At 70.4% G+C, this 26,887-nt stretch carries 27 protein-coding genes; 10 read left to right on the top strand and 17 right to left on the bottom strand.

The genetic code is table 11. The features are described from left to right. Positions 1 to 80: 80 nt before the first annotated feature. Positions 81 to 1,379 carry an MFS transporter gene (locus NON19_RS07155; protein WP_255925802.1) on the top strand — a complete coding sequence of 433 codons (1,299 nt, stop codon included), beginning with the start codon at positions 81 to 83 and terminating at the stop codon, positions 1,377 to 1,379. A gap of 364 nt (positions 1,380 to 1,743) precedes the next feature. Beyond that, positions 1,744 to 2,892: a PP2C family protein-serine/threonine phosphatase gene (locus tag NON19_RS07160; protein ID WP_255925803.1), complete on the top strand. Its 1,149-nt coding sequence runs from the start codon at positions 1,744 to 1,746 to the stop codon at positions 2,890 to 2,892. A 13-nt stretch (positions 2,893 to 2,905) separates the two neighbouring features. On the opposite strand, the gene NON19_RS07165 is transcribed toward NON19_RS07160, so the two are convergent. The 4 genes from NON19_RS07165 to NON19_RS07180 all read right to left on the bottom strand — a co-directional run bounded on the left by NON19_RS07165 (position 2,906) and on the right by NON19_RS07180 (position 4,595). Then, positions 2,906 to 3,139 (bottom strand): phage terminase large subunit family protein, encoded by a 234-nt coding sequence (locus NON19_RS07165; RefSeq protein WP_255925804.1) that lies wholly within the window; start codon positions 3,137 to 3,139, stop codon positions 2,906 to 2,908. Beyond that, positions 3,126 to 3,380 (bottom strand): DUF6400 family protein, encoded by a 255-nt coding sequence (locus tag NON19_RS07170; RefSeq protein WP_255925805.1) that lies wholly within the window; start codon positions 3,378 to 3,380, stop codon positions 3,126 to 3,128. Before NON19_RS07170 ends, NON19_RS07165 begins: the two co-directional genes overlap by 14 nt. A gap of 139 nt (positions 3,381 to 3,519) precedes the next feature. Continuing rightward, a complete protein-coding gene (locus NON19_RS07175) occupies positions 3,520 to 3,774 on the bottom strand; it encodes a DUF397 domain-containing protein (RefSeq protein ID WP_255925806.1) in 255 nt (84 codons plus the stop codon). Continuing rightward, positions 3,771 to 4,595 (bottom strand): helix-turn-helix domain-containing protein, encoded by an 825-nt coding sequence (locus NON19_RS07180; protein WP_255925807.1) that lies wholly within the window; start codon positions 4,593 to 4,595, stop codon positions 3,771 to 3,773. The genes NON19_RS07175 and NON19_RS07180 overlap by 4 nt, the downstream gene beginning before the upstream one ends. Before the next feature lie 108 nt (positions 4,596 to 4,703). On the opposite strand from NON19_RS07180, the gene NON19_RS07185 reads away from it, so the two are divergent. Continuing rightward, positions 4,704 to 4,928 carry a hypothetical protein gene (locus NON19_RS07185; protein WP_255925808.1) on the top strand — a complete coding sequence of 75 codons (225 nt, stop codon included), beginning with the start codon at positions 4,704 to 4,706 and terminating at the stop codon, positions 4,926 to 4,928. 12 nt (positions 4,929 to 4,940) lie between these two features. Here NON19_RS07185 and NON19_RS07190 read toward each other — a convergent pair whose 3' ends face one another. Next, complete coding sequence (locus NON19_RS07190; RefSeq protein ID WP_255925809.1) at positions 4,941 to 5,423, bottom strand: Lrp/AsnC family transcriptional regulator; 483 nt, start codon at positions 5,421 to 5,423, stop codon at positions 4,941 to 4,943. A 298-nt stretch (positions 5,424 to 5,721) separates the two neighbouring features. On the opposite strand from NON19_RS07190, the gene NON19_RS07195 reads away from it, so the two are divergent. Together NON19_RS07195 and NON19_RS07200 are read left to right on the top strand one after the other, a co-directional pair. Continuing rightward, on the top strand, positions 5,722 to 7,200 hold the full coding sequence (locus tag NON19_RS07195; RefSeq protein ID WP_255925969.1) for an FUSC family protein: 1,479 nt from the start codon (positions 5,722 to 5,724) through the stop codon (positions 7,198 to 7,200). Between the two features lie 105 nt (positions 7,201 to 7,305). Then, positions 7,306 to 8,340, top strand: coding sequence for a lactonase family protein (locus NON19_RS07200; protein WP_255925970.1), 1,035 nt, complete (start codon positions 7,306 to 7,308; stop codon positions 8,338 to 8,340). A 57-nt stretch (positions 8,341 to 8,397) separates the two neighbouring features. Here NON19_RS07200 and NON19_RS07205 read toward each other — a convergent pair whose 3' ends face one another. From NON19_RS07205 to NON19_RS07230, 6 genes are all read right to left on the bottom strand, one after another. Next, positions 8,398 to 9,285, bottom strand: coding sequence for a sirohydrochlorin chelatase (locus NON19_RS07205; RefSeq protein ID WP_255925810.1), 888 nt, complete (start codon positions 9,283 to 9,285; stop codon positions 8,398 to 8,400). Positions 9,286 to 9,468: 183 nt separating this feature from the next. Further along, entirely contained in the window at positions 9,469 to 10,425 is a 957-nt protein-coding gene (locus NON19_RS07210; protein ID WP_308213660.1) for an N-acetylglucosamine kinase, read from the bottom strand. A gap of 35 nt (positions 10,426 to 10,460) precedes the next feature. Next, positions 10,461 to 11,384 carry an LURP-one-related family protein gene (locus tag NON19_RS07215; RefSeq protein WP_255925811.1) on the bottom strand — a complete coding sequence of 308 codons (924 nt, stop codon included), beginning with the start codon at positions 11,382 to 11,384 and terminating at the stop codon, positions 10,461 to 10,463. 28 nt (positions 11,385 to 11,412) lie between these two features. After that, entirely contained in the window at positions 11,413 to 12,093 is a 681-nt protein-coding gene (locus NON19_RS07220) for a uracil-DNA glycosylase (RefSeq protein ID WP_308213663.1), read from the bottom strand. 39 nt (positions 12,094 to 12,132) lie between these two features. Then, positions 12,133 to 13,230: a WD40/YVTN/BNR-like repeat-containing protein gene (locus NON19_RS07225; protein ID WP_255925812.1), complete on the bottom strand. Its 1,098-nt coding sequence runs from the start codon at positions 13,228 to 13,230 to the stop codon at positions 12,133 to 12,135. A gap of 244 nt (positions 13,231 to 13,474) precedes the next feature. Beyond that, complete coding sequence (locus NON19_RS07230) at positions 13,475 to 14,563, bottom strand: NADH:flavin oxidoreductase/NADH oxidase (protein WP_255925813.1); 1,089 nt, start codon at positions 14,561 to 14,563, stop codon at positions 13,475 to 13,477. Between the two features lie 118 nt (positions 14,564 to 14,681). Between NON19_RS07230 and NON19_RS07235 the strand changes: the two genes are divergently transcribed. After that, the gene (locus tag NON19_RS07235; protein ID WP_255925814.1) at positions 14,682 to 15,059 is read left to right on the top strand and encodes an ArsR/SmtB family transcription factor; all 378 of its coding nucleotides are present in this window, start codon (positions 14,682 to 14,684) and stop codon (positions 15,057 to 15,059) included. A gap of 13 nt (positions 15,060 to 15,072) precedes the next feature. On the opposite strand, the gene NON19_RS07240 is transcribed toward NON19_RS07235, so the two are convergent. The 3 genes from NON19_RS07240 to NON19_RS07250 all read right to left on the bottom strand — a co-directional run bounded on the left by NON19_RS07240 (position 15,073) and on the right by NON19_RS07250 (position 17,608). Then, positions 15,073 to 16,416, bottom strand: a complete 1,344-nt coding sequence (locus tag NON19_RS07240; protein WP_255925815.1) for an FAD-dependent oxidoreductase — start codon at positions 16,414 to 16,416, stop codon at positions 15,073 to 15,075. A gap of 168 nt (positions 16,417 to 16,584) precedes the next feature. Then, entirely contained in the window at positions 16,585 to 17,199 is a 615-nt protein-coding gene (locus NON19_RS07245; RefSeq protein WP_255925816.1) for a TetR/AcrR family transcriptional regulator, read from the bottom strand. 220 nt (positions 17,200 to 17,419) lie between these two features. Continuing rightward, a complete protein-coding gene (locus NON19_RS07250; RefSeq protein WP_255925817.1) occupies positions 17,420 to 17,608 on the bottom strand; it encodes a hypothetical protein in 189 nt (62 codons plus the stop codon). A 198-nt stretch (positions 17,609 to 17,806) separates the two neighbouring features. Here NON19_RS07250 and NON19_RS07255 point away from each other — a divergent pair, with 198 nt between their 5' ends. After that, positions 17,807 to 18,781, top strand: coding sequence for a hypothetical protein (locus tag NON19_RS07255; RefSeq protein ID WP_255925818.1), 975 nt, complete (start codon positions 17,807 to 17,809; stop codon positions 18,779 to 18,781). Positions 18,782 to 18,847: 66 nt separating this feature from the next. Here NON19_RS07255 and NON19_RS07260 read toward each other — a convergent pair whose 3' ends face one another. From NON19_RS07260 to NON19_RS07270, 3 genes are read right to left on the bottom strand one after another with little or no spacing between them, the layout of a single operon-like run. Further along, positions 18,848 to 20,980: a xanthine dehydrogenase family protein molybdopterin-binding subunit gene (locus NON19_RS07260; protein WP_255925819.1), complete on the bottom strand. Its 2,133-nt coding sequence runs from the start codon at positions 20,978 to 20,980 to the stop codon at positions 18,848 to 18,850. Then, positions 20,977 to 21,966: an FAD binding domain-containing protein gene (locus NON19_RS07265; RefSeq protein ID WP_255925820.1), complete on the bottom strand. Its 990-nt coding sequence runs from the start codon at positions 21,964 to 21,966 to the stop codon at positions 20,977 to 20,979. Before NON19_RS07265 ends, NON19_RS07260 begins: the two co-directional genes overlap by 4 nt. Then, entirely contained in the window at positions 21,963 to 22,565 is a 603-nt protein-coding gene (locus NON19_RS07270; RefSeq protein WP_255925821.1) for a (2Fe-2S)-binding protein, read from the bottom strand. The genes NON19_RS07265 and NON19_RS07270 overlap by 4 nt, the downstream gene beginning before the upstream one ends. Positions 22,566 to 22,716: 151 nt before the next feature. Between NON19_RS07270 and NON19_RS07275 the strand changes: the two genes are divergently transcribed. The 3 genes from NON19_RS07275 (at position 22,717) to NON19_RS07285 (ending at position 26,848) form a co-directional block, all read left to right on the top strand. After that, a complete protein-coding gene (locus NON19_RS07275) occupies positions 22,717 to 23,295 on the top strand; it encodes a TetR/AcrR family transcriptional regulator (RefSeq protein WP_255925822.1) in 579 nt (192 codons plus the stop codon). Positions 23,296 to 23,831: 536 nt separating this feature from the next. Beyond that, positions 23,832 to 25,169 (top strand): ricin-type beta-trefoil lectin domain protein, encoded by a 1,338-nt coding sequence (locus NON19_RS07280; RefSeq protein WP_255925823.1) that lies wholly within the window; start codon positions 23,832 to 23,834, stop codon positions 25,167 to 25,169. A gap of 353 nt (positions 25,170 to 25,522) precedes the next feature. Next, entirely contained in the window at positions 25,523 to 26,848 is a 1,326-nt protein-coding gene (locus NON19_RS07285) for a B12-binding domain-containing radical SAM protein (RefSeq protein ID WP_255925824.1), read from the top strand. Positions 26,849 to 26,887: the final 39 nt, after the last annotated feature.

The raw sequence follows: 26,887 nt of genomic DNA on the forward strand, positions 1-26,887 counted from the left end.
GGCATAGGTCAAGGGCAGAGTCGGTTGATCAACCTTGCCAGGCCCTGGCCGACGAGCCCGCACGAAGGAACGCGTACGACATGACCGATCCAGGCACCATCGCGGCGGCGCGCATCCCGCTGCCGCGCCGCGCGCCCGTACGGCAGCTCGTCGCCGCCTGCATCGGCAACGCGGCCGAGTGGTACGACTGGTACGCCTACTCCTTCCTCGCCGTCTACTTCGCCGACCAGGTCTTCCCCAAGGGCTCGGGCAACTCCCTTGTGCCGCTGCTGTCCACCTTCGCGGTGTTCGCGGTCGGCTTCTTCATGCGGCCGGTCGGCGGGCTGTTGATGGGCGCGGTCGCCGACCGGCGCGGTCGGCGCGCCGCGCTGACCGTCACCATCCTGCTGATGGGCGGCGGCAGCCTGCTGGTCGCGCTGACGCCCACTTACCCGGCCAGCGGACTGCTGGCCCCCACCGTGCTGGTGGTCGCCCGGCTGGTGCAGGGGCTCTCGGTGGGCGGGGAGTTCGCGGCCTCCAGCACGTTCCTGGTGGAGTCGGCCGGGCCGGGCAGCCGGGGGCTGTTCTCCAGCTTCCAGTATGTGTCCACCACCATCGGGCAGTTGGTGGCCTCCGGAATCGCCGCGCTCCTGGCCCACCTGCTCAATGACGGCCAGATGGCGCACTGGGGCTGGCGGGTGCCGTTCCTGTTCGGTGCCGTGATCAGCCTGGTGGGCTTTTGGATCCGGCGCGGCGCGGTCGAGACCAGGAGCGAGGAGCAGCGCGCGGCTCCGCGCCCAGCGCTGTTCGAGGCGCTTCGCCGGTATCCGCGCCCCTCACTGCTGATCTGCGGCATCACCGTGGGCGGCACGATCGCCTACTACACCTGGACCACATATCTGCCCACCTACGCGACGGTGAACGCGGGTTTCAACAAGGGCGACGCGCTGACGGTGGGCACGATCTCGCTGGCGTTCTTCGCCGTTCTCCAGCCGCTCGGCGGCGCACTCTCCGACCGGATCGGCCGCAAACCCCTGCTGATCGGGTTCTCGGTGGGCTTCGCGCTGCTCGCCGTGCCGCTGCTGCACTGCGTCACGTCCGCCTTCCTCTCGCTGCTGCTGGTGCAGTGCGCGGGCATGGTGCTGCTCACCGGATACACGGCGATCGCGGCGGCGGTGAACGCCGAGGTCTTCCCGGCCAGGGTGCGGGCGGCCGGGATCGGCTTCCCGTACTCGCTGACCGTGGCGCTGTTCGGCGGCACGGCGCCCTATGTCGGCACCTGGTTCAAGCAGGCCGGGCACGCGAGTTGGTTCCCGTGGTACGTGTCCGTGCTGTGCCTGGTCTCGGCGGTCTGCTACCTGGTGCTTCCGGAGACCGCGCGGCGCCCGATGGACCGCTGAGGGCCGAGCCTACGGTGCCGAGGAGTTCGGACTCGCTCAGCCGCGTGCCGTCCTCGTCGCGGACCGCGATCAGGGCACTGGTCGGATCGTCACCGGAGGCGCGGCGGCGCAACTCGGTTGATTCTCCCTGCAGTTGATGGAGGGGCTGGATCCGGATCGCCGCCTGTTCAGGAGGGTCGACCACGCGCAGCAGCACATCGGTGAGCGAGTGCAGTTCGTCCCGCCGCTCCGCCGACAGCAGGCTGGTCAGCGGCCAGTCAAGGGGATGGTCTGAAGGCCGTGGGGTCGTGCGCAGGCGGTTCATCGCGTAGCAGCGCTAAGTCATCGATCGTCGCTCAGCGTAGTGATGAGACGGTGACTCGGCGTGCACCGCCTGTCGGTCTCCGGCAGGCTGGAGGCGATGGGGTCCACCGGCGGGATGAAGAGAGCGGCGGACGCGACGGCTGGGCCGTGTGGAGTCCGCCAGCTGCGATGGCTCCCGGCGGCGCTGATCGTCATCAGCGTGATCTTCGACGTGGCCACACCGCCCCAGTACTCCTCCTCGCCGCTGCTCGCGGCGGCCCCGGCGGTGGCGGCGGCACTGCTGACCCAACGCGGAACGGTGCTTGTCGGCTGTGTGGCCGTGGTGGTGGACGTGATCCTGGGGATGACGCCCGTCGGCCACCCACTGGCCAACCATCCGATCGACATCGCCAACGTAGTGATCATCGCCGTCGTCGCGGTGTACCTCAACCACGTACTGCGCAGCCAGGGACGGCTGTTGGTGACGATGAGCGACATGGCCGTCGCCGCACAGCGCGCAGTGCTCCCGCACCCGCCCACTCGGCTGGGGCCGCTACGGTTGGCGGCGCGCTATGCGGCGGCCCAGTTGAAGGCGCAGATCGGCGGCGATGTTTACGCGGTGCAGGAGACGCCGTACGGGGTCCGGCTGGTCGTCGCCGACGTACGCGGCAAGGGCATGGGCGCGGTCAGCGCGGTCGCCGTCGTCGTGGGGGCGTTCCGCGAACTGGCCGACACCGAACCGGTGCTGGAGCGGATGGTGGCGCGCCTTGAGGGCTCCGCGATGCGCGAGGCCCGCCGCCGGTCCGGGGAGCTGCCGCTGGAAGATTTCGTCACGGCCGTCGTCGCGGAGATCCACCCCGGCGACGGCCTGGTACGGATCATGAACCGCGGCCACCCCGCACCGCTCCTGCTGCGGGACGGCACCGTACGGGCACTGGAGCCCGCGGAACCGGATGTGCCGTTCGGCCTCGGCAACCTGCGGGAAAGCGGCTTCCCGGCGGAAGCGGTCAAGATGGCGCCCGGTAGCACGCTCCTGTTCATGACCGACGGGATCACCGAGGCCCGGGACCGTACCGGCGACTTCTACGACCCCGTCGAGCGGCTCACCGGAGTGCGGTTCGGTTCGCCGGACGAGTTGGTGGACACCCTGCTGGGCGATGTGGCCCGGCATGCCGAGGGCAAACGGCAGGACGACATCGCGGTGCTGGCGGTGAGCCTGGCTGAACCGTGAGTGACGGGCGGTGTCAGTGGTGCGGGGTGGGCGGTTGGGCGCCGAACCCGGAGTCCCAGGACCACACGTGGGTGCAGTTCGGGCACTGCAGGTGCAGCAGACGGCCCTGGTTGGACAGCAGGTAGCGCCAGTGGTCGGCGCAGTCGCGTCCGGCCGCGCAAGCGTCGCACTCCTGGTGGTCCTGGCAGTGCGGGCACGGAACCCACGCCCTGCGGCCTATGTCGGCGCTGGGATCAATCGGCAGCATTCCCGTCCCCCTCCTGGGGAGGCAGCACACCGGCCTCCTGGAGCTGGCGGTATATCGCCTGCTGCTCCTCGTCCAGGCCGGAGTAGAGGAGGCGGTGCGCCTCGTCCTCGCCCTCCATCGCCGCGATCGGGTCCCAGCTGTCGCCCAGCGCGGCGAGGACCGCGGCCCGGCGCCGTGCCTCATCGTGGGTGAGGTCTATTTCCAGCACGTGCAGGTCTTCGTTGGGGGCGCGGTCATGCATGGTGAGATTCCCGATCGCGTGGGCGGATCAATCTGACGTGTGTAACAAATCACCGCGGAGCGGTGGAAGAGTTCGCCAGAAAATGCGACGTAAGTCGCATTCGCCTTCGATCGGGATCTTGGACGTGACGGGGTGGGGTCTAGTTGAATTCCCCGGCTTTGATCCCGGCGACGAAGGCGGCCCACGCGTCGGCGCCGAAGGTCAGGGTTGGGCCGTGGGGGTCCTTGCTGTCCCGGACGGGGATCAGGTTGGGTATGCCGTCCGCTATTTCTATGCAGTTGCCGCCCTCGCCGCCGCTGTAGGTTGACTTGCGCCAACCTCCATAGACCTCGACGCAGTTGCCGCCGTCACCGCTGCTGTGGCTGCTTTTGCGCGCAGCGCGGGTGTCGCTCATGTGCCGTATTCCTCCAAGGTCGACTCGATCAGTTCCAGGGACGCCGGAGGCGGCAGCGCGGCGGCCCGTACGAGATCGTAAGACAGTCGGCAGGCATGTACCTGCTCTGCGCTGTCGAGGAGTTGGCCCGTGTGCGGGGCCTCTACGTATGCCACGGGCGTGCTGTCCTGAAGGGTCAGGATCGTGAGCGGGCCGCTGCGCAGCGCATGCATGCCCGCAGAGCGTGACAGGACCTGCACGATGGCGCGATGATCTTTGATCAGGGCGACGATGTGCTGCACCTGCTCCCGCATGACACTAGGTGGCAGCCCTGGCTCTTTGAGCACCATCTCATCCAGTACCGCCCAGTACTCAACGTCCTTGTCTAGCAAGGCTGCTCGGTCGAGGCGAGCCTTGACTTTCTGGTTGACCTGTTCATCTGGCAGGTACGGCCAGAAGGCACGGAAGATCTCACGCGCGTAGCCCTCGGTCTGGATCAATCCGGGCACCAAATACGGGGAGAACTCCTCGATCCTCTGAGCCGTACGCTCCAACTCGGCGTGAAGCGCGAAGAACTGCGGATGCTTGCTGCTCTTCTCCGCAAGCCTGAACAGGCGATCAAAATGCCCATCCGTCCCCAGCGCGGCGTCCAACCGCTGGGCCAGTTCCTCCGTAGGAACCCGCACCGCCTTCTCCACCTTGGCGATCGTGTCGCCCGACAGGTACACCAGCGAGCCCAGCCGTTCCTGTGTCAGTTCCGCCGCGGTCCGTAGCCGCCGCAGCTCCGCTCCGAAGAAGGCACGGGGGTTCGCTGAACCGTCCAACGACTTGGGCTGGGTCACGTACAACTCCCTCACTGGACACGGAGCTTGTCCGGCGGCTCCCCCTGCCCACCGTACCGCCAGGTCGCAACGCTAGGAACACGAAACGTCACGGAAGGCGACTGGCGAATGGCGACCGAGGACTGGCCGCAGATGGGTGCGGTGGTGCTGGACACGGGGACGGACCGGGTGGGCGTCGTACTGGGCAGCAACGCCCGGACCGTAAGCCTGCGGCCCGCAGGCGGCGGGGAGCCGTGGAACGTGCGGCGGGACGCGGTGCGTCCCGCCAGCCCGCTGGACGAACTGCGGGCCCGGGTGGCGGAGGTCAATGCCCGGCGCGGGTGGGGCCGTTGAAGCGGATGGCTGTCATGGGGTGCCGCTGGCGCCTCGGCCGACGGACTCCACCAGGGGCAGCGTTCGTTGCGGAACACGTTCGCGCAGTACCACCTCGGTGCGCGTACGGACCACTCCCGGCATGCGGATCACCTGCTGGATCACGTCTTCCAGATGCGCGTTGTCGCGGGCCGCGACCCGGGTCAGCAGATCACCGCCGCCGGTGATCGAGAACACCTCGATGATCTCCGGGATGTCCGCCAGTCGCGTGCCGACATCTTCGAGATGGCCCTGGGTGACCTCGATGTGCACGAACGCCAGCACCGGGTGGCCGAGCGCGGCCAGTGAGAGCCGGGGGCCGTACCCGGTGATCACCCCGTCCCGCTCCAGCCGGTCGAGACGAGCCTGGAGCGTCCCACGGGCGATACCCAGGATCCGGGCGTACTCGCGCACGCTGGTGCGCGGCTGCTCCAGCAGCAACCGCAGGATCCGGGCGTCCAACGCGTCCACGGGCATGGGCCAGCGGCCTCCTCACGGTCGGCAAAACAGTGCCTCGACTGTACCAATGGCACAGTCCCGAAGGGATCACTTGAGCCGTCAGGGCACGGGATGCTTTCCTGGCCGCATCGATGGCGTTGCGCTGGGCAGCGACAGTACGGCGACGAGGCCGCTGTCTCCCCCGCACCGCCCTGATTCATGCCTTCTGCCCTCGCCGTGAGGTCCGCGCACCGGCGCGCGGATCCGGCCGCCGTCGTGCGGCCGAACCTGTTCGGCGGTGCACTGACGACCTTGGGGGAAGCCACCGGTGAAGAGGATGTTCGTCGCACCCGACCCGGGCCTGGCGCGGCTGCGTTTCGCCGCGCGGGCGGTCGTGGGGGTCGGGGTCGCCGTCACAGCGATCGGGTTCGCGGGGCTGCCGCTGCTCCCGATGATCGCGGGCGGGCTGGCCGCGATGCTGGCACTGTTCACCGTCGCCGATCCCCGCGTTCCGCAGCAGGCCGTGACCACCGCGCTGCTTCCGGTGGTCGGCTACCCCGTACTGGCCCTGGCGGCCTGGCTGCATCCGTACGTGGTCGCACGGGACGTGGCCTTCCTCGCCGTGGTCTTCGCCGGGGTCTACGCGCGCCGCTGGGGAGCGCGCGGGCACGCGCTCGGTGTGTTCGCGTTCATGATGTTCTTCACCGCCCAGTTCCTGCGCGCCGGGCCGGGGCTGCTACCCGAGCTGTACGCGGCGCTCACCATCGGGCTCGGCTGCGCGGCGCTCGTCCGGTTCGGTCTGTGGTGCTACGAGCGGCGTGCGCCGCTGCCGCACGCCGTCACGCCGCCCGAGCAGCCCGGCGGGCTGCGCAGGCCCACCACGCGGCAGGCGTTCCAGGCGTTGGCCGCGGCCTCGTTCGCGGTGGTCGGCGGCGAACTGCTGTCTCAGGCCCGCTGGTACTGGGCGGTCGCCGCGGCCTGGTGGATCTTCGTCAACACCGCGTCGCGCGGTGAGACGCTGGTGCGCGGCTTCCGGCGGGTGCTGGGCACCGTCATCGGCATCGTGGCCGGGCTCGGCATCGCGGTGCCGGTCAACGGCGCGCCGGTGCCCACGGCGGTGCTGGTCGGCGCGTGCGTCTTCGGGATCTTCTACACGGCGGCCGTCTCGTACAGCTGGATGATGTTCTTCGTGACGGTCCTGGCCGGACTGCTCTACGGGCTGCTGGGGGTGCTGAACCCCGCGCTGCTGGTACTGCGGCTTGAGGAGACGGCGATCGGGGCGGCGGGCGCGCTGCTCGCGGTGCTGCTGGTGCTGCCGGTGACCACGCACGCGACCACCGACGCGTGGATCCAGCGCGCGCTGCTCGCGGTGCGGAACGCCACCGGGGCGGCGGCGCGGCACATCGGAGGTGCGGAGCAGTCCCTGGAGCGGCACGTCGAGGAACTCGACGCGCTCCTCGGGCGGGTGCGGGTGTCCGTGGCGCCGCTGGTCCACCCGCTCAATCCGTTGCGGGCGCGCAAGGCGCGGGCCCGGCAGGTGCTGGCGCTGCTGGATGACTGCGTACGGCAGGTACGGGGGCTGGCGGAGGTGGTGGCGCATCCGCACGCCTCGCACGACGAGCGGCTGCTCGCGGCGTGCGCGCGCGTCGAAGCGGCGGTACGGCGGTTGACGCTTCGCGGTGCGGAACCGCTGGCGGTGCCGGAGACGGTCCCGTCCGGTGACGGCTCCGTGGCGGAGCAGGCGCTGGCCCATCTGCACGGGCTGGAGCGGTCGTTGGCGCAGCTTGAGGCTCCGCTGCGGGGGGTTGCGGCGTAAGGGGCCGCGGCTGGTTCGGCGCCGCCGGACTCACCGTAACCCCCGTTCGCCGTGACGCCGCTATAGCGTTGTCCGCGTTGTGACGTGGCGGCGGACGGAGTGGTGATGCAGCGGGCGTACATCGGGTCGTTCACCTCGGCGGGCGGGCACGGCGTCATCACCGCCGCCGTGGACCCCGACACCGGAAAGCTCACCGAACTCGGCCGTACGGACGCCGTGGCGGACCCGTCGTTCCTGGCGGTGGCGGCGGACGGCGCCGTGCTCTACGCGGTCAGCGAGCGTCCCGAGGGCGGCGCCGCCGCGCTGTCGCTGCGGGAGCCGAACGCCCCCGCGCCGCTGGGCGCGACCGTACCGGTGGGCGGCGGCGCCCCGACGCACCTGTGCCTGGCCGCAGGCCACCTCCTCACCGCCAACTACGCCTCCGGCAGCGTCAGCGTGCTCCCCGTAGCCCCGGACGGCACGCTCGGCGCACCGCGCCACGTACTCCAGCACACCGGCAGCGGGCCGAACCCGGAGCGCCAGGAAGCGCCGCACGCCCATGCGGTGCTGCCCGATCCCAGTGGGCGCTGGGTGCTCTCCGTCGACCTCGGGACGGACGCGGTACGGGTCTGCGCGCTCGACGGCGACAGCGGCCAACTGGGCATACACCACGAGACGGTGCTGCGCGCGGGCAGCGGGCCGCGTCATCTCGCCTTCCATCCGCGCGGCCACCGGGCCTACGTGGTCAACGAGTTGGAGTCCTCGGTCACGGTCCTGGCCTGGGACGCGGCGGCGGGCGTGCTGACGCCGCTCGGCTCGGCGGCGACGCTGCCCAAGGAGGCGGCGGATCAGTCCAACTATCCCTCCGAGGTGGTCATCTCGCCGGACGCGCGGTTCGCCTGGGTCGCCAACCGGGGCCACGACAGCATCGCCGTACTGTCCCTTGACGCGGACGGCGACCGACTGGAACTGCTCGGCACCCACTCCTGCGGCGGCCACTGGCCCCGCCATCTCACCCTTGACCCCGCGGGGCGCCGCCTCTACGCGGCCAACGAGCGCTCGGGCGACGTCACTTGGTTCGAGCTGGACCCGACCACCGGCCACCCGCGGCGCACCGGCTCGCTCCCGGTTCCCGCCGCTTCCTGTGTCGTGTTCGGCTGAGACGCCGGTGGGGGCCGACGGGCTCAAACCCCGCGACCCCACCCAGCGGACGACGCGTCAGCGCAGCGGTGCGCCCTGGGGCTGCTGCGGGGCGATGCCAATGGCGGTCGTGTACTTGGCGAGCACGAGCTTGCCGACCGCCGGGTACGGCCCGAGCGCCTCGGCGGCCGAGCAGTCCGCGGCCTCGGTCGCCTTGTCCAGCAGGCCGGAGGGCAGTTCGGGGCCGACCAGACAGGGCGCGATGGCCAGTCGGGACGAGCCGGAGGCGCGCAGCTGCTCAGCGGTGCGCGCGATCGCGTCGTCCATGTCAAGGCCCGCCGCCATCACCGGCACCGCGAGCCGGGCGGCCAGCAGCAGTCCCGTGACGCCCGCGGCCTGAACCGCCTCCTCGCCGCCCACGGTGGCCAGGATAATGCCGTCGGCCGCGGTGGCCACGGTGAACAGCCGGGCGCGGTCGGCGCGCGCCAGACCGGCCTCCGACAGCCGTACGTGCAGGGCTTCGGCGAGCAGCGGGTGCGGGCCCAGGGCGTCGGTGAGGTCAACGCGGACACCGCTGTCCGCGACGGCCTGGCGTATGCGCCCCAGCACGGCCTCGTCAGGACCGGCCAGCAGCGGTACCACCACGGCGGCGACCTGGTCCTCGGCCGCCCCCTCGCCGCGGAACTTCGCCAGTACCTCGGCCAGCGACGGGAAGTCGGCGTCCTCCGCGCCGCTTTCTATGTAGCCGACCAGCGGGTTGAGCCCCGAAAGCTCCCAACGGGCGATGCTGACGATCTCGTCCACGATGGCGCGAACGGCGGCGGTGGGCGCGCCGGGGACGGCCAGGACCAGCGGCGGCGCGTCCTGCGGGACGGACAGGGTCTCGGGCCTGCGGTGCCGACCGGGCTGACGTGGACGCGGCATTCGTACGGGCAGACCGGGTGCGGGGCCAGTGGCTGAGCTCATGGCGTCGCATGCTAACGGTTCACCGGGCAGCGCCGCTCGGCCGGGTGACCTCATCGACCCTCCCGTCACGGTATGTCTGTTTGGCGGAGTTGCCTCGTCGATCTGGGGAAATGCCGTTAACCGGAAGAGAGGTTTGAGGCGCTTCACAGCGGTTAATGGGGACGCGGCACTTAATGAGCCGGTTCAGTCGATGGCGAGCAGTGTCCCGTCGACGGGCAGTGGCAGTTCGCCGCGCGACAGGGCCGCCGCGATCCGTAGCGCCCCGTGCAGCGGGTCGACCTCGGCCGCCAACAGCCGGGCGCCGGGCAGGAGTTGGGGTGCCTGGGCCCGCAACGGTCCCAGCAGCGGCTCGCCGACCTTGAACAGGCCGCCGGTCAGGGCCACTTCACCGCCGTGCGGGTCGGGCAGTACGGCGGCGGCCGCCTCCAGGATGTGCCGGGCGGCCGCCCGCAGGATGCCCGCCGCCACCACGTCGTCCTGTGCGCACAGGGCCACCTGCGGTGCGAACGAGGCCAGTACCGCTGCCCGGTCGTCGCGCGGATACAGCCGTCCCGCAAGCCCCGCCACGGGGCCGAACACCGCCTCCGCCCGGGCCAGCAGCGCGGCCGAACCACCCGTGCGGCCGTCGTACGCGCGCAGCGCCGCCTCAAGTCCGGCCCGGCCGATCCACGCACCGCCACCGCAGTCACCGAGCAGGTGCCCCCAGCCGTCAGCGCGCCGCCAACCGGAGTCGCCGAGCGCGGTGCCCAGTGCGATCAGTCCGGTGCCCGCGGCGACCACCGCGCCCGCCCGCATGCCCAGCGCGCCCGCGTAGGCCGTGACCGCGTCCGCGGCCAGCGCCAGCCGTGGCACCCCGAACGCGGCGCGCAGTGCGCCAGGCAGCCGGTCGCGCAGATTCCCGCCGAGCGACACCATCCCGGCCGCACCCACGCAGGCGGCCACGACCTCGCCGCGTCCCGCGAAGTCCCCCATGAAGGGCGTCAGTTGGGCGAGCAGGTGGTCCGCGTCGATCCCGTCAGAGCCGGTGCGCACCGGCTCCTTGGCCGAGTGGCTGAACTCCGGCGGGCACGGCCGACCGTCGTCGGCGACGCGCGTCAGCGCGAAGCGCACACCTGAGCCGCCGGAGTCGACGCCCAGCACCCACTGTTCCGCGGCCGACGGCCGCCGCCGCGCGGTCAGTTGGTGCCCTGCTTCAGTGCGACGTCCACGGTGAGCGCCGAACCGACGACCATGCTCAGCAACGGGTCGGGCAACGGCTGGTGGATCTGCAGGACGTAGTTGTCGGCATGGGTGAACATGGCCTTGGTCAGCCCCTGCCAGGTCTTGGTGATCCGGGCGACCTCGGTGTCGGTGTGGTCGACGATCGCGAAGTTCCAGGCGCGGAAGTTCTCAGCCTTGATCGCGCCGATCTTCTGGTCGCCCACCATGAAGGCGAAGTGGATCCGTCCGATGGCGTTCTGCTGGACGATCTCGCCGATCTGGGCGCCGTCGGGCCGCTGCACGATCATCTTCGACTTGAGGAGCTTCGCGGGCCGGGTCAGATACAGCAAGGGTTGACCGTGTGCGTCGCGCACCTCCAACCGGTGCGTCATGAACTGGCCGTACTTGGTCAGGGCGCGCACTGCCTTCTTCGCGGCGCTCTGGCCGATCTCGGCCACCGAGCCGATCTGGGTGCCCGCCTGGTCGTAGACGCTGTACTCGTCGACCATCTCGATCAGCTTGGCCTTCTGGTTGACCACCAGGATCGGCTCGGTGAACAGCGTGCCACCGCCGCCCGCGGTCGGGCCGACGCCCGCCTGGTGCTGGACCTGGCGCTGGATCTTGGATGGATCGTGGAACCCGTTGGCGCCCTGCGAGCCGTTCGGCGGCTGGGGCGGCACGGTGTGCTGGGGCGGCATGGCGTGCTGCGGCTGCGGTGCCGGGTGGGCCTGCTGCGGGGGCAGATGGGGTTGCGGCTGCGGGGCCTGTTGCTGCTGGGCGGCGCGGGGATCGGCGTGGGTGTGCTCCGTCCACCGCGAACCATCCCACCATCGCAGCACGTTCGGGGTGCCCTGGGGATCCGCGTACCAGCCCGCGGGGACATTCGATTGCGTGGTCACGGCGGGCAAGACTATCGCGGAGGACCCGTCAGGGCAGTTGCCAGTTCACCGGTTCCGCACCCTGCCTCGCCAGCAGCTCGTTGGCCCGGCTGAACGGGCGCGAGCCGAAGAAGCCACGGTCGGCCGACATGGGGGAGGGGTGCGCCGACTCGATCGCGGGCAAACTGCCCAGCAGCGGACGGAGGTTGCGGGCGTCGCGCCCCCAAAGGATCGACACCAGGGGCTTGCCGCGGGCCGCCAGCGCCCGGATGGCCTGCTCGGTGACCTCCTCCCAGCCCTTGCCGCGGTGCGCGGCCGGTTTGCGCGGGGCCGTGGTGAGCGCCCTGTTCAGCAGCAGTACGCCGTTGCGGGTCCACGGCGTCAGGTCGCCGTTGGAGGGATGCGGGAGGCCGAGGTCGGTGCCGTACTCGCGGTAGATGTTCAGCAGGCTGCCCGGCAGCGGGCGCACCTCAGGGGCGACCGAGAAGCTCAGACCCACCGCGTGCCCCGGTGTGGGGTACGGGTCCTGCCCGACGATCAGTACCTTGACGTCGTCGAACGGCTGCTGGAAGGCGCGCAGCACGTTCTGCCCCGACGGCAGGTAGGTGCGTCCCGCGGCGATCTCGGCGCGCAGGAAGTCGCCCATCGCGGCGATCCGTCCGGCCACCGGTTCAAGGGCCTTCGCCCAGCCCGCCTCAACGATCTCGTGCAAAGGTCGTGCCACGGGCAGTCACTCTAGTGGCTCAAAGCGTGACGACCCCAATCGGGCTCAGGCGACCACCGCCGCCCGGACACACAGCACGTCCGGAAGGTGCGAGGCGACCAGCCGCCAACTGTCGCCCTCGTCGGCGCTCGCGTACACCTCGCCGTTGCGGGTGCCGAAGTAGACCCCGGCCGGGTCGTTGTCATCGGTGCGCAGGGCGTCGCGGAGCACGATCCCGTAGTGGCGCTCGGTGGGCAGCCCGCCGCTGAGGGGGGTCCAGCTCGCTCCGGCGTCTTCGGTGCGGTAGACGCGGCAGAGGTACTCGGGTGCGTAGCGGTCGGAGCCGTCGTTGACCGGGAAGACGTAGGCGACGGAGCCGCGGCGCGGATGCGTGGCGATCGGGAAGCCGAAGTCGGCGGGCAGGCCCTTGCCGATCTCGGACCACTGGGCTCCGCCGTCGTCGCTGCGGTAGACGCCGCCGTGGTTCTGCAGGTAGAGCCGGTCGGGGGCGGTCGGGTCCTGAGCGATCTTGTGTACGCACTGGCCGAACTCCGGATAGGGGTCCGGCATGAACTCGACCTTGATACCGGAGTTGCACGGCTGCCAGCTCGCTCCGCCGTCCGACGAGCGGTACGCGCCGCCGGAGGACACCGCGACCATCAGCGTGTCCGCGCTGCGCGGGTCGGTGACGACGGTGTGTACCGCCTGGCCGCCGTAACCGGCGCCCCAGTGCGGGCGTTGCGGGTGATCCCACAGGCTGCGGACCAGGTCGAAGGTCTCACCGCCGTCGTCGGAGCGGAACAGTGCGCCGGGTTCGGTCCCGGCGTACACCACGGCGGGCGCGGCGGGTCCGGCCGGGTGCAGCTGCCAGACCCGCACCAGTGAGGTGTCGGTGTACTCGGGGAACTTCACCGCCGGGCGGCTGGCTTCGTGCCAGGTCGCTCCGAGGTCGTCGGAGCGGAAGACCGACGGACCCCAGTGCGGGCTGTCCGCCCCCGCCAGGAGGCGCGGGCGGGGGCCTCTGGTGTCGATGCAGAGGGAGTAGACGGCCTGCATGGGGAAGTGGGGGCCGGTCAGGTCCCACTCGGCGGTTGGCCGCGAGCGGCGGCGGTGTGCGAGGAAGAGGCCCTTTTTGGTGCCGACTGCCAGGAGGACGGTTTCCATGGGTGGTTCCCTCTGCGGTGCGGGATGTGTTCTGTATCACAGAGGGTAGGGAATTTTGGGGCTGGCCACTCGTTTGCGGGGGCGCTCGCGCTGCTGGGTGGGGCTTTTGCCTGCCCGCCCACTCGCTGGCCGCCCACTCGCTGGCCGCCCGTCTTCGGGCGCCGTTGCGCGGGGCCGGTCCGGGGGGCGAGGATTTCGGCGCCGCGGCTCGGTGCCCGAAGACGGGCGGGGGTGCGATGGGCTGCTACGCGCGGGCGTACTGGTTGGGGATTCGGGGCTCCGCGCCGAGTGTGCGGGCCGCGTGGCGCGCCCAGTGCGGGTTGCGCAGGAGCTCACGGCCGAGGAGTACCGCGTCGGCCTGGCCGTCCGACACGATCCGCTCGGCCTGCTCCGGCTCGGTGATCAGGCCGACCGCCGCGACCGGCAGACCGGTCTGCTGCCGCACACGGGTGGCGAAGGGAACCTGGAAGCCCGGCGCGGCCGGAATGTGGACCTTGGCCACGTTGCCGCCCGTGGAGACGTCCAGCAGGTCCACCCCGTGCGCCTGCAGTTCCTTCGCCAGCCGTACCGTCTCCTCGGCGGTCCAGCCCTGGCCCTGGCCGTTCTCCTCCAGCCAGTCGGTGGCCGACACCCGGAAGAAGACCGGGAGTTCGTCCGGCCAGACCGCGCGCACCGCGTCAACCACCTCAAGGGCGAAGCGGATCCGGTTCTCGAAGCTGCCGCCGTACGCGTCCGTGCGGCGGTTGCTGTACGGCGAGAGGAACTCGTGGATCAGGTACCCGTGGGCGCCGTGGATCTCGGCCACTTCGAAGCCCGCCTTCAGCGCGCGTCGTGCGGCGGCCGCGAACTGTTCGACAATGCCAGTGATCTGAGCGTTGGTCAGCTCGGTGGGGGTCGGGTGGTCGTCGGCGAACCGCACCGCGCTGGGCCCGTACGGTTGCCAGCCGCCCCGCTGCGGCGGGATCGGTGCGCCGCCGAGCCATGGCGCATCGGTGGAGGCCTTGCGGCCGCTGTGCGCGAGCTGGATGCCCGGAACCGAACCGTGCTCCTTGAGGAAGCGGGTGATCCGGCCGAAAGCCTCCTGCTGCCGGTCGTCCCACAGGCCGAGGTCGGCCGGGCTGATCCGGCCCTCGGGGCTGACGGCGGTGGCCTCGGTGATGATCAGCCCCGTACCGCCGACCGCGCGCGCCGCCAGGTGCGCGAAGTGCCAGTCGTTGGGGGCGCCGGTGTCCGGCCCGTCCGTCGCCGCGCTGTACTGGCACATCGGCGCCATCCAGACCCGGTTGGGGATGGTCAGCGATCGCAGGGTGTAGGGCTCGAACAGGGCGCTCACGGCACACTCCTCGTCGTCGGGCTCAGCCGGTGCGCGGGGCTTCCCCCGGCATGGTTACGACGATAATCGTCGTAGTACGGTAACTGTCAAACTACGAGGCCGCTCGTATTATGGAGGCATGTCGTCACAGCCCAGTGCCAGCGCCAGCGTGGCCTCCTCCAGCCGCGTCCTGGAGCACCCGGACCGTTCGGCGATCCGGCTCGAAGCGGTGCTGCACGCGCTCTCCGACCCCATGCGGCTGCGCGTGGTGCGGACGCTGGCCGCCCATGGGTCCGAAATGGCCTGCTCGGACGTGGAGTTGGACGTCAGCAAGTCCACCTGCACCCATCACTTCCGGGTGCTGCGCGAGGCCGGGGTCATCAGCCAGACCTACCGTGGCACATCGAAGATGAACGGATTGCGGCGCGCCGACCTCGACGCGGTCTTCCCGGGGCTGCTGGACAGCGTCCTCGCCGCCGCGGAAGGCGAGGAACGGCGGCTCGCCGCCGCCCACTGACGCCCGGACCGGCTCAGTGCGCCCCCCGAGCGGCGGCCAGCAGCCCGGCCCAGTCCGGGATCTTCACCGGGCCGCGGTCCAGCGTCCGGCCCAGCGCCGCCTCGGCCGCCTCGATGCCCAGCCAGCCCGACCACGGCACCGGGTCGATCCCCGACTCCCGCAGCCCGTCCAGCGGTTCGCGTGGCAGCGAGCGGGCCGCCAGCCGGTCGCCGTCCTCCAGCAGCGAGTTGACGGTCTCCTTGGCGCAGGGGCGGTTGGTGCCGATCACCCCGGTCGGACCGCGCTTGATCCACCCGGCCACATACTCACCCGGCGACGGCTCGCCGTCCCGTAGCACCCGTCCCGCGGCGTTGGGCACGACGCCGCGTTCCGCGTCGAACGGCAGCCCCGGCAGCGGTACGCCCCGGTAGCCCACCGAGCGCAGCACCAACTGGGCCTCGATCTCCTCGAACCGGCCGGTGCCCAGCACACCGCCGCGACCGTCCGGAACCGTTCGCTCCAGCCGCACCGCCGCCACCCGGTCGGTGCCGAGCAGTGCCACCGGCCTGAGGAAGAAGCGCAGTTGGATGCGGCGCGGCAGATCCCCCGTTGTGTGCTCCGACCAGCCGCGCAGCACCTCCAGATTGCGCCGCGCGACCGCGGGCAGTGCGGCGGGGTCGGCCGCACCCGGGTCCATCGCCAGCTCGTCCGGGCGTACCAGGACATCGGCACCGGGCAGTTGGCCCAGCTCGCGCAGCTCCTTGGTGGTGAACTTCGCCTGTGTCGGACCGCGTCGCCCCACCATGTGCACCTCGCGCACCCGGCTCGCGTCCAGCGCGCGCAACGCCGTCTGAGGTACGTCGGTGTGCCGCAACTCGCCCGCGCCGCGCGCCAGTACGCGAGTGACGTCCACCGCGACATTGCCCACGCCGATCACCACGGCGGACCGGGCGTCCAGGGCGAAGCCGTCCGGCGGGATGTCCGGGTGGGCGCTGTACCAGGACACGAAGCGGGTGGCGGAGACGCTGCCGGGCAACTCCTCACCGGGGATGCCCAGGTGCCGGTCGGTGGAGGTGCCGACGCAGTAGACGACGGCGTGGTAGAGCGACAGCAACCGGGCGGGGGACACCCCGGGGTCGCCCACCGGCACATTGCCCAGGAACCGCACACCGGGCTGTTCGAGCACCCTGCGCAGCGCACCCTGCAGGGACTTGATCTTCTCGTGGTCCGGCGCCACCCCGTAGCGCACCAGGCCGTACGGGCACGGCAGCCGGTCGAGCACGTCCACCGCCACATCGGGCAGCGCGGTCTGGCGGGTCAGCGATTCCGCGGTGTAGACCCCGCTGGGACCCGACCCCACGACTGCCACTCGAAGCACCTGCGGCTCCTTCCCGTCAGCCACCGCAAGGCCCGCCGGTCGCGCACCGGCCCGGTCGCGTACCCGTGGGTCACTTGCCGGTCACTTAAAGGATCGCACTGTCAAGCCGTAGGTGGGACGGTGCGTCGTCGCTGGTGTGTCAGATCGTCGTCGCCGCTGTGTCGGACCTCAGATGTGCGGCGGCGGAGGGTTCTCCGGGGGGTCGCCGAGCTTCCAGTCCAGCCCGTAGCGCTGGAACAACTCCGCGCGCAGGCTCTCCAACGGCATCGGCGCACCCGGGAGCAGCAGCGCGACGACGGCGCCCATGAGGAGCGCGCGCAGCATGCGGTAGTCCTCCGGCGGATTCTCGGCGCCCCAGCGGGTCACCGTGTCCTCCAGCAAAGCGGCTAATCTCTGCTGCTCCGGGCACTGGATGAACCCCTCGTTCTGCAGGATCGAGGCCATGTGTGTGCGCATCAGTGTGGTGTGGGTGCGGGTGAGACCCAAGATCGCGTCGATCGCCCTGGCCATGCGCTCCTGGCCGTCCTCGGTGCGCGGTTCGCGCTCCAGTGCCTCGGCCAGCGTCAGGTGCATCAGCCGGTGCACCGCCGACTGCACCAGGGGGCGCTTTCCGGGGAAGTAGTAGGAGACCAGTCCGCGTGCCGCACCAGCCCGGTCCGCGATGTCCGCCAAGGTAGTGGCCTCGTAGCCGCGCTCGTCGACCAGCTCGATGGTCGCCTGCAGCAGCCGCTCGCGGGAACGGCGCCGCAATTCTTCATTGACCGATGCGCTTCGCGGGGACATGCTGTAACTCCTGCGTTGACTGGCTCCGAGCCAATATACTCAGCGCAGTACCTCCTGCACCCGGGCGGTAGCGGGTTGGAGGTGGCGGGCGCGCCTTGGTACTGGGCGACGCGGGGGATCGTCCAGTACCGGGGCCGCGGTCCGGAAGCCAGGTGGCCTCCTCCTTCCTTTCCTTCACGTGGCGTTCCTCGTTCGCGTGCCGCTTCGCGCGGCCGTGGTCTCAAGCGGTGATGACGTATCGGTTCTCGCCCCAGGCGGCGAGCCACTCCCGCTGCCAGTGGGCCAACTCCAGCCGCTCCTCGGGCGTCAGGGCACCGCGCGTCGTCAGCGCGCGAATGGCGGCCTGAGCCTGTGCCAGACGCACGGAAGCGGGCACAGGCGTCGCCTGCGGCGGGGACGTCGGGGACATGTGAACCAAGGTAGCCGCGAGCACTGACAACCAGCCCCGTCGCCGCATGACGACATGCCAGGTCCGTCAACTGGCGCCCGCGCCGGGGTGCTTGCGGGCGCGCCGTGGATACCCACCGCGCGGAACCCGTGTCACCGCGCGCCGGTGCCCGGTCCGGGGCACACTGGACGGGCACCGTCCCGGCTCACGGAGCTCATGATGGCCCCTCACCAACCCTCCGACCGCACCGGCCGCCGCACCGTCCTGCTCGGTGCCGCCGCTGCCGTGCTGGCCGCCGGATGCTCCGGGACGGCGACGCACCGGCCGACGCCGAGAACCACCGCCTCACCGCCCGGCGCCGGGCTGCCGCGCACCACGCCGTGGCGGCCGAGTCCCGCCGACATCGACCCCGACGTCAAGCTGCGCGCCGCCCAGCTCATCGAGGCGCTGGGCGCCTGGCCACCCGGCGGCAACGGGGCGGCCCGGGCTCGGGACCGTGTCTCAGCGCTCGGGCTGCCGCCCGCGCTGGCCGACCAGGCCGGATCGCTGCTGCCCGACGCCGACGAGGCGGCACTGCAGGTGATCGAGGCGCAGTACGGCGGGATCCTGCCGGACTCCGGCAGTGTGCTGGTCGTCTGCCGACAGTGGACCCGCAGCGGCGGCGGCGTCACCGCGGGCGGTACGACCGTTGACGTACGGCTGAGCCGGGCGCGGCCACGGTGGGACGTCACGGCACTGCATCCCGCTCAGCCGGGCGCGGCGGCGACCACGCTGCCGCAGGAGGCCCGCCGGGTGCTGGCCGACTCCCGCATCACCCTGCCGCCCGCCGGGGCCGCGGACATCCGCAGCGGCGCCATCCACCAAAGCGCGCTGCGGGCCATGCTCGACCTCGCGGGCAGCTATCGGATGGACATCAGCGTGGTGCGCTCCGGCCATCCGCTGTACGTGTTCGGCACCAACCGGCCGAGCGACCATCCGCTCAGCCGGGCCTTCGACGTGTGGCGGATCAACGGGCGTAGGGTGGTTGACCCGGCCACCCCACGCGGACTGATCGAATCCTTCATGCGCGATGCCGCGGCGGCCGGTTCGTACAACGTCGGTGGGCCCGTACAGCTGTCGGGTGGAGCCACCGCCAACCAGTTCTTCAGCGATGACACGCACCACGACCATGTTCATGTGGGCTTCAACGCGTAGGGCGCACTGGTCCTGCCGGGGCAAGTCCCTGAGCATCTGGGGGACTTGCCCCGGCACAAGGGCCGCTCAGGCGGTCGCGGCCCCCGCCAGCAGGACCCGGTCGGGGCGTATCGGCAGATGGCGGTGGCGTACACCGGTCGCGTGCCAGACCGCGTTGGCGATCGCCGCCGCCGCTCCCACGATGCTGACCTCGCCTATGCCCTTGATGCCGCCCACCGGATCCTCCTCGTCCGGGTCGTCCACCCAGTCCGCCTCGACCAGCGGTACGTCGGCGTTCGCGGCGAAGTGGTAGCCGGCCAGGTCGGCCCCGACCAGGGCACCCGACGCCTGGTCCCGCACCGCCTCCTCGTGCAGCGCCATGGAAAGCCCCCAGATCATGCCGCCGACGAGCTGGCTGCGAGCGGTGAGCGGGTTGACGATCCGGCCCGCGGCGAAGATGCCGAGCATCCGCCGTACCCGTACCTCGCCGGTGGTTTCGTCCACGGCGACCTCGGCGAACTGCGCCCCGAAGCTATGCCGTTCGAGCATCGGCAGCGCGCCGACGGCCTCGGTGGTGTTCGACCGTGCCGTGATGCCCTCCGGCGGAATGCCGCCGCCCGGGACCAGCCGCTCGCGCAGCTCGCGCACCGCGCTGGTGACCGCCCAGGCCCAGGAGCGGGTGCCCATGGAGCCGCCCGCGACCATCGCCGGGCCGAAGTCGCTGTCCGCGATCCGCACCCGCACGCGCTCCGGCTCAACTTCCAGTGCCTCGGCGGCGATCAGGGTCAACGCGGTGCGCGCCCCGGTGCCGATGTCCGCCGCGGTGATCCGTACGGTGAAGGTGCCGTCGCACTCCGCCGTGACGGACGCCGTGGACGGGGCGACGCCCGAGGGGTGCGTCGCCGCCGCGGTACCGGTGCCGAGCAGCCAGCGCCCCTCCCGGCGCAGACCCGGGCGCGGATCACGGTCGGCCCAGCCGAACCTGCGGGCGCCCTCCTGGAAGCAGGCGAGCACATTGCGGCTGCTGAACGGCGCTCCGGAGACCGGACCGGCATTGGGCTCGTTCCTGGCGCGCAACGCGATCGGATCCATGCCGCACTTCTCCGCGAGTTCGTCCAGCGCACACTCCAGCGCGAACGAGCCGGGCGCCGCACCCGGGGCGCGCATCCAGGTCGGGGTCGGCACATCGAGAGCCACGACCCGGTTGACCGTGTGGTGCGCGTCGGCGTCGTACATCACCCGCCCCACCGCGGCACTGGGCTCGAGGAATTCGTACACCTTCGACGTGAGGCTCAGCGCCTCGTGGTCCAGTGCGCGCAGCCGCCCGTCCGCATCGGCGCCCAGCCTCACCCGCTGCGCTGTGGGACTGCGGTAGCCGACCAGCGAGAACAATTGACGCCGAGTCAGCACCACCCGGACGGGGCGGTGCAGAACCGTCGTCGCCATCACGGCGAGCACCTGGTGCGGCCGTACCCCCTTGGAGCCGAAGGCACCGCCCACGTGCTCGGAGCGCACCCGCACCGAGGACGGGTCGAGGGAGAACAGCTTGGCGAGCTCCTCCGCTACCCAGGTGCTGCCCTGGTTGGAGTCGACCACCTCAAGCCGACCGCTGTCCCAGCGCGCCATCGCCGCATGCGGCTCCAACGCACTGTGGTGCTCTTGCGGTGTGGTGTACTCCGCGTCCACCACCACGGCGGACGCGGCGAGTTCGGCTTCGATGTCGCCCTTGCTGGTCTCCGGCTGCGCCCTGCCGTTCTCCGGTGTGTAGCTACCGGGGTGCCCGGCGAAGAACGCCACGTCGTGCGGTTCCTCGTCGTACCTGACCACCAGCGCGTCGGCGGCCTCCCTGGCCTGCTCGGAGGTCTCGGCCACGACCAGCGCCACCGGCCAGCCCGCGAAGGGCACGCGGTCGTGCTGGAAGACGGCGACGGTCGGGTCGGGCCGACCCAGCAGGCCGGTGTAGTCGGCGTTGACACGTGGGGCGTTGCCATGGTGCAGGACGGCGAGCACGCCCGGCATCGCCAGTACGGGGTCGGCCTCCACCGAACGGATCCGGCCGCGGGCGATGGTCGACAACACCAGCCAGCCATGGGCGAGTTCGGCGTACGGGATGTCGCCCGCATAGCGCGCCGCCCCGGTGACCTTCTCCCGGCCCTCCACACGGGTGTGCGCGGTGCCGACGGACCCCGTGACCGGGGTGGGTCCCGTCATCGTGGTCATCGGGCGGCCTCCTCGGTGAGCTCGGTCAGGACGGCGACGACGAGGTTGCGGATCAGCGTCACCTTGTATCCGTTGTGCGGCAGCGCCTTGGCGGCGGCCAGTTCGGCGTCCGCGGCGGCCGCGAACGCTTCGGCCGTCGCGGGCGCGCCGGTCAGCGCCCGCTCGGCCGCTCGGGCGCGCCACGGCCGGGACGCGACCGCCCCGAAGGCCAGGCGGACTTCGCGGACGGCTCCCTCCTGGACGTCGAGTGCGGCGGCGACGGAACCGATGGCGAACGCGTAGGAGGCACGCTCGCGGACCTTTCGGTAGCGGGAGGTGGCGGCCACCGGAGCGGGTGGCAGGGTAATGCCGGTGATCAGCGCGCCGGGCGGTAGCGCGGTCTCCAGGTGCGGGGTGTCGCCCACCGGCAGATAGAACTCCGTGAGCGGCAACTCGCCCGGCCCGGTGGCCGTTTCATAGGTGACGCGGGCGTCGAAGGCGGCGAGCGCCACTGACATGTCCGAGGGATGGACGGCCACACAGTGTTCGGTGGCGCCGAGGATCGCGTGGTTGCGGTGCTCGCCCTTGACGGCCGCGCAGCCACTTCCTGGATTGCGCTTGTTGCACGGCCGTGCCGGGTCGGTGAAGTAGGCGCAGCGCGTGCGCTGGAGCAGGTTCCCGCCCACCGTGGCCATGTTGCGCAACTGGCCGGAGGCTCCGGCCAGTACGGCCTGCGCCAACGCCGGGTAGCGGCGGCGCACTTCCGGATGGGCCGCCAGATCGCTGTTGGTGACGGTCGCGCCGATGTGGAGCCCGCCGTCGTCCGTGGACTCGATCCGGTCGAGGGGGAGTTCGCGTACGTCGATCAGTAACGCGGGCCGCTCCACGCTGGCCTTCATCAGGTCCACCAGATTGGTGCCGCCGCCGAGATAGCGCGCCTCGGGATCGGCGCCCAAGGCGACCGCGCCGGGTACGTCGAAGACGCGCTGATAGCCGAACTCCCTCATGCCACGCCCTCCTTCTGCTCGGAGCCCGCGAGGCGGGCCAACTCATCGGAAACAGGGGGTTGTTGGGCGTCATCGGCCTGCGCCGCCCGGGCGACCGCTCGCACGATCGACACATAGGCGCCGCAACGGCACAGGTTGCCGCTCATCCGCTCCCGGATCTCCTCGGCGGTCAGCGGTGCCGCCTCCGCCTCCGGGCGCACGTCGGCGGTGACGGCGCTGGGCCAGCCCGCCGCGTGCTCCTCGATCATGGCTATGGCCGAGCAGATCTGCCCCGGGGTGCAGAAGCCGCACTGGTAGCCGTCGAGATCGAGGAACGCCTGCTGCACCGGGTGGAGTTGCTCGCCGTCCGCCACGCCCTCGATGGTGGTGATCTCCCGCCCTTCGGCGGCCACGGCGAGCTGTAGACAGGAGACGGCACGGCGGCCGTCGAGCAGCACCGTGCAAGCACCGCACTGGCCTTGGTCGCAGCCCTTCTTGGTGCCGGTCAGGTCCAGGCGCTCGCGTAGCGCGTCGAGCAGGGTGGTGCGATGGTCGACGGGCAGCGTGTGCTTCTCGCCGTTGATGTTCAGGGTGATGACGCTGGCCGTCGATTGGGACATGATCAGCCTTCCTTCGCGTAGGTGTTGCGCGGCGGGCGTCTGTCGCTATGGTGGGGCCTATCCGGACAACTGTCCGGTAGTCGCGAAGCTACCGGACAGTTGTCCGGTTAGCAAGACCCGCCCGGCCGGGATTCCCGGAAGGAGTGACGAGTTGCGGCAGAGGAACGACGCGCCACTGCGCTCGGACGCACAACGCAATCGCGAGCGGATCCTGGAAGTCGCGCTGGAGGAGCTGACCCGCTGCGCCGACGCGCCGCTCAGCTCGATCGCGAAGAAGGCGGGCGTCGGGCAGGGCACGTTCTACCGCAACTTCCCCAACCGTGAGTCACTCGTGCTGGAGGTCTACCGCTACGAGGTCCAGCAGGTCTCCGACGCCGCCGCACAACTGCTCGCCACCCGCGCCCCCGACCAGGCGCTACGGGAGTGGATGGACCGGCTCGCCCAGTACGCCATGGCCAAGGCCGGACTGGCCGACGCGATGCGTAAGGCCACCAGCGCGCACGGCACTCTCGCCCGACTGGGACACGGCCCAGTCACCCAGGCCGTGGCGCTGCTGCTCAACGCGAACGAGGAGGCGGGCACCATCCGCCCGGGCGTGACCCCCGATGACTTCGTACTCGCCATCGCCGGGCTCTGGCAGATAGATCCGCAGGGCGACTGGCACACCCGCGCCGGGCGGCTGCTGGACATCGTCATGGACGGGCTACGCGCCGGTGCGCCCGGGGCGTGAGCGGGAGGAAGATGCTCGCGCGGTCTTGCAGTCGCTGCCGTCTCGGTGCTGGCCGCAAGTCGTGGCCGCGGCACCGGTCTCGCCGTCAATCGCGGTGCGGAGCAAAGGCGCTCTGGCCAGCGGCATCGCGCAGAGCCGAGCCGCCACGGCATATGTTCAAGAGTCGATGACCTCCTGACCACTTTGGGAACGGTCGACTCCGCTTGCCCGCGACTCCGGGGCAGTCAAGACGGTGCGCTGGCCTCAGCGTTCGCGGAATGATCCTCAACTCGCCGCTGTGTCACGCCCCTTGACCCTCGATTGGCATAGACCACATACTGCCGAAGCGGAGCCGGAAGCTCGGTTCGCCGGGCTTCACTTCGTGTACTCAACGCGCTGCACTACCGGGCTCCGCCCGCCCGGCTGCCGGTGAACCCCACTACCCCGACGACGATGCCTGGCGCGGGCGTCGTGCTGCCCGAATGCGGCGAAACTCCGCCCTAGGCGGCGGTCACCGGTGACCAGGTGTGGCGGTCGAGGATCTTTGGGAGCCGCAGATGACATCGAACACCGCCGTACCGCGCGCCCGTTGGCGCGTACGTTCACTGCTTAGACACTGCTGCCGGGAGGCGGCGCTGCTGGGGGTGGGCCTGCTCGCCGTGTTCGCGGCCTTTCCGACCGCGGCGGACGCCGTGCCGGTGCCCGGGGCGCCCCCCGGGTGGACCACCGTGTTCAGCGACGACTTCTCGGGCGCGGCGGGCAGCGGCCCGTCGGCGAACTGGAAGTACGACACCGGCCCGGGCTCAAACTTCGGCACCGGCGAGATCGAGACCATGACCAACTCGCCCGACAACGTCCACCTCGACGGCAACGGGCATCTGGACATCACCGCGCTGAACAACGGCGGCAACTGGACCTCCGGACGAATACAGACCACGAGCCCCAACGTCGGCGCCCCCGCCGGAGGCAAGCTGGAGGTCACCGCGTCGATCCAGCAGCCGTCCCCGGCCAACGGCTCCGGCTACTGGCCCGCGTTCTGGATGCTGGGCCCCGGTCAGTGGCCGGAGAACGGCGAGATCGACATCATGGAGGACGTCAACGCGCTCTCCGACGTCGCCGGGACCATCCACTGCGGTACCGACCCGGGCGGCCCGTGCAACGAGGGCAACGGCATCGGCAGCGGCCTGCGCGCCTGCCCGGGTTGCCAGACCGGCTACCACACGTACTCGATGATCCTGGACCGGACGAATACCGCCAACGAGTCCATCACCTTCTACCTCGACGGCTCCCAGTACTTCAGCGTCAGCGAGAGCCAGGTCGGCACCGCCACCTGGCAGCAGGCGTTCGACCACAACATGTCGATCATCTTCGACCTCGCCATGGGCGGTGGATTCCCCAACGGCCAGTGCGGCTGCACCACACCGAGCGGTTCCACCAGCCCCGGCGGGACGATGAGCGTCGGCTACGTCGCGGCCTACACGACGAACGGCAGCTCCAGTGGCGGGAGTTCGGGCGGCCAGATCACCGGCTATGGCGGGCTGTGCCTTGACGACCGCTCCGCCAGTACCGCCAACTACAACCCTGTTCAGGTCTACACGTGCAACGGCAGCAGCGCCCAGCAGTGGACCTTCGTGCAGGCGGGCACCACGCTGCACGTACTGGGCAAGTGCCTGGACGTCCGCGCGGCAGGCACCGCCAACGGCACACCGGTGGACCTGTACGACTGCAACAACACCGGATCCCAGGTGTGGATACCGCAGGCCAACGGGGCGTTGTACAACCCGCAGTCCAACAAGTGCCTGGACGACACCAACTGGTCCACCACCCCGGGCACACAGGTGCAGATCTGGGACTGCACCGGAGGCGCCAACCAGTCCTGGAAACTGCCCTCTTGAGGTGAGTGTTCGACCACGCGGACCGCGGGACCGCCCGGAGACCGGGCGGTCCCGCGGTCCGCGTGCTGTCGCCTGTCGCGGAGCAGGGCGGTCCGCCAGGCCAATTCCGGCCAACTCTATCGGCGTTCGATCATTGGGCAGACCTGCTGCTCGGAACGGAATGATCTTGCCGACCCCCGGGTGCGCACGCGGTGTGGTGCGGAGGCCGCCATGCCAAAAGCAGGGCAAGTGGGTTGACACAAAAGATGAGCCACTCATAGATTCGAACAGGCCCTTACCAACATGATCGACGCGCGACTTTGTGGGTTGCTTGTTCGCAGAGGGCGACTCCGCCGAAGCTGAGGGGGACGGCGATGAAGAAAGTGCTCTTGACAACGGCGCCAAAAGAGGCGTTAGTCGAGCCGAACGGCGTCGGCGGAAACTGGTACGACCGGACCGATACGTACATGGCGTGGACGTGCGCGGTCGATATCGAGGACCGGTTGTCCGTGACCTGCCCACCGACTGGTCTCCGCTTCCTCAAGCACAATGTGCCGGACATTGAGATTCTTGAGTACCCGACCTGGCAGGAATATCTGACGGCACTGCGGGCCGAAGCATGGGACATGGTGGGCATCAGCTTCTACACCTGGTCCACGCCGGTCGCGGTCGAGATGGCAAAAGCCGCACGAGAGGCTGGCGTAAAGGAGATCTGGGGCGGCAACTACGGTGTCCTCACACCCGGCATCGATCGTCACTTCACCAGACTGGTGAAAGGCGCCGGGGAGTCCCCGCTCCACCAGTACGTCTACGGCAAGCCGCTGCCACGGGTACGGCACCCGGCGATGATGGGGGTGAGCGGCTTCCGTGGTGTCAGCTCTCCGGTCGGATACCTGTACTCCAAACGCGGCTGCAACATCGGTTGCACTTTTTGCTCGACGCCGATCTTCAACCCCAAAGAAGAAGCCATCTTCATGGAGGACACGTACGCGGCACTCGACGCGTACCGGGATGCGAAGGTCGCACACGTCATCATCTACGACGAGAGCTTCTTCCTCACCAACCACTTGGCCGAGCAGGTCGTGGACGCCCTGGCGGAGCGCGAACTGCCGTGGATCTGCCTGACCCGCGCGGATCTGATCCGCGGCCGGATCCCCGAGCTCACTGACCGCTATATGGACGGTGCGATCGTCGGCATCGAGTCCTACCGTGACAAGAACGTCGCCGATGTGAAGAAGCGCGATGATGTCTACAACGTCAGGCAGACGGTCCGCGAGCTCATCGACAACGGACGCCGGGCGCTCGGCACGTTCATGGTCGGGTTCGCTGAGGACAGCATCGAGGACATGCAGTTCGACATCGAGCAGCTCAACCAGGAAGGGCTGTTCGCCTGCCAGTTGACACTACTGACGCCATTTCACCGCACCCGTCTCTACCGGCAGATGGAGCATCTGATCGACGAGCCGGATCTCAGCAAGCATGATCTCTACAATCTGGTGTGGAAGCACCCGAAGATGAACCGCAGTGAAGCGCGGGATCTGCTCGCCTGGGGGCAGCGCCGGGTCAACGATCCGACCCGCATTGCCGCCAAACTCAAGCAGGAGATGAAGGAGAAGGTGCGCAAGCAGCTCGCGCACCGGCGCAATGCGGCGCAGTTCCACCCGTCCGGATCGTCGGCGCAGGCCGACGCGACCGTATGATCACCGGGCCGAAAGGGGGAGTTGGTCGAGGGGGAGTCC

This window comes from Streptantibioticus rubrisoli (assembly GCF_024436055.1).
In the GTDB taxonomy this organism is placed as follows: domain Bacteria; phylum Actinomycetota; class Actinomycetes; order Streptomycetales; family Streptomycetaceae; genus Streptantibioticus_A; species Streptantibioticus_A rubrisoli.